Raw genomic sequence first — 2,553 nt, forward strand, 5'->3', positions numbered from 1 at the left:
TCGGGTTGGAGTACTAGACGGGTGTCCGCGGCGAGGGCAGTTTCCGGACGATGGTCAGTCCGTCCGCAATGGGCAGCATGACAACCTGTACCCGGGAGTCGTCGGTAAGAAGATCGTTGAACTGTTTGACGGCGACGACAGCAGGATTGTCCGAGTGGGAGCGCACTACGTGCCCATACTGCAACACATTGTCGACGATGATGACCCCGTTCGGGTTCATCCGGGGAAGGAGAAGCTCGTAATACCTCCTATACGAGGTCTTGTCCGCGTCGATGAACGCCAGGTCGAAGGTGGGTTCTTCGGGGAGTATGCCGAGGCTGTCGGCCGCCGGTCCGAGGACGAGGTCGATGTGATCGGAAACACCGGCCCGAGCCCAGTACCGGCGGGCGACCGAGGTCCATTCCGTGCTGATGTCCAGGCAGAGAAGTCGGCCGTCGGCGGGCAGGCCCCGGGCGATGCACAGCGCGGAATAGCCGGTGAAGGTACCGATCTCGACCGCGCGGCGCGGGGCGATCGAGGCCGTCAGGATGGTCAGGAACGTCCCCTGCTCGGCCGGTACCTGCATCTCCGCCTCGGGGAGCGCCGCCGTCACGGCGGAGAGTTCGTCGAGGATCGGATCCGGGGGTGAGCTGTGCTCCGTCAGATAGCTGTGGATCGGATCGGCCAGATAGGATGATTTCAATCTCTTGCCGTTTTTTGCGCCTTCGCGGCGAAGCGTGCTGACGCCGGTTGCCGCGACGTCACGAAGCTTCTGTGCCGGACTTTTTACCATGATCAGTGGAACTCCATTCCTGGTGGCTCGGTTCGAAAATAACCGGCCCGGGACGCATTGCGGTTACGGACCGCTCCTCGGCTCGGAAAGAACCAGTAAAGATCATCTAGTGAATCGGGAGTCTGGTGGAGCCGTTGCCCGGTCGCCACGGCCTGTCGTCGGCCATGGCGTGATCCGTCGTGACGTAATCCACTACTTCCAGTAGTTCGTGGATGGTTGCCGATGTCCGCCGAGGGCCCGGGCCGCCCGCGCCCCGGAGCCCGGCGCGGCCGCGATGCGGGTGCCGCCCGCCGCGTCCACGAATCTCTGCGCGGGTGCCGGCCGGGCGGCCGTCGGCCGTCGGTCTGGAGGTGTCCGGGGCAGGTCGAGGACGACGCACAGACCCCGGCTGGCACTCTCGGCCAGAGTGACCGTCCCGCCGTCGGCGGTCGCCAGGGCATGCACGATGGCGAGCCCGAGGCCGTTCCCGCGCCGATCGGCCCGGCCGGGCACCTCTCCTCGCTGGTCGGCGCATCGCTGGTTGTCGCATCGCTGGTCGGCATTGAGGTTGGAGCTGAACCGGCGGAAGGCGGCGGCCCGCTGCTCGGCGCTCAGGCCGCGCCCGCTGTCGGCGACCGTGAGCCGCGCCATGCCTCCCGCCGTCCTGCTTCCCGCCGTCCTGCTTCCCGCCGTCCTGCTTCCCGCCGTCATGGTGCTCTGCGGTCCGGTGACGTTCATCTCGTCCATCTCGTCCGCGGTGCTCCCCGTCCCGAGGCCCGCCTCCGCGGTGCCCCCGGCGCCCACCGGGCGTGGCTGGGCCGGTGGGTTCGTCCCGGACGCGACGCTGACCCGGCCGCCGGACGGGGTGGCCTCCAGCGCGTTGCTGAGGAGATTGTCGAGGATCTGCTCCAGGCGCCCCGGGGTGCACTGGACGACTTGGTCCGCGTCGACGTCGCAGGTCAGTGTCACTCCGGCGGCGGCTGCGACCGGTCGCCGGATCAGGCATCGTTCCTCGGCGACGACCGCGAGGGGGATCGGCTGGGTCGGGATCGGTGCATGCTCGGCCCGGGAGACCGCCAGCAGCCCGTCGACCATCCGGGAGAGCCGGTGCACCTCGACCAGGGTGCCCGCGACCTCGTCGGCGGTGTCCGCGTCCACGTCCTGTTGCAGCAGCTCCAAGCGCAGGCGCATCGCCGTCAGCGGGGTGCGGATCTGGTGGGAGACGTCGGCGAGGAACCGGCGCTGGCTGTCGACCAGTAACTGGAGCCGTCCCGCCATCGCGTCGAACGTCGTGGCAAGTTTGCGTGCCTCGGGCGGCCCACCGACGGCTCTGGCCCGGATCGTGAGATCGCCGGCACCGAGTTCGGTCGCCGCCTGCTCGAGCTGGCGCAGCGGCCGGCCCACCCAGCGGGCCAGCAGGATCGAGATCCCCAATGCGGTCAGTGCGACCAGGACGCCCGCGAGGGCGATCATCGTCCACCGGTGGATGATCGAGGCGCGCAGCCCGGCATCGCTGCGCGCGACGGCCAGGATGCCGACCAGACCCTGCGCGTTGGACACCGGAGCAATAATGATCATCCGGTGTCGATTGGCCGCGTTCGGGTTGATGACCACGTTCTCCCGGCGGGCCCGATCCAGATCCCAGGCCATGATCGGGATGTCGTCCCCGGTGTCGGCCACGGGCGTACCGTTCGGGTCGAACAGCCGGAGCTCGTCCGGTGGCACGGCCGCACTGTCGCGTACGGCGGCAGGCAGCGGGGCCGCGCCGGCGGACAGCCGCCGCCACTTCACCGGATCTGTCG

General features: G+C 68.8%; 2 protein-coding genes. Both read right to left on the reverse strand.

What is annotated here, in order from left to right:
* Nucleotides 1–13: 13 nt before the first annotated feature.
* On the reverse strand, nt 14–772 hold the full coding sequence (locus ACY5KJ_RS19705; protein WP_462189330.1) for an O-methyltransferase: 759 nt from the start codon (nt 770–772) through the stop codon (nt 14–16).
* A gap of 192 nt (nt 773–964) precedes the next feature.
* Nucleotides 965–2,553, reverse strand: a 1,589-nt coding sequence (locus ACY5KJ_RS19710; RefSeq protein WP_462204065.1) for a sensor histidine kinase, incomplete at its 5' end; no start/stop codon positions are given.

This window comes from Frankia sp. CcWB3, assembly GCF_977927595.1.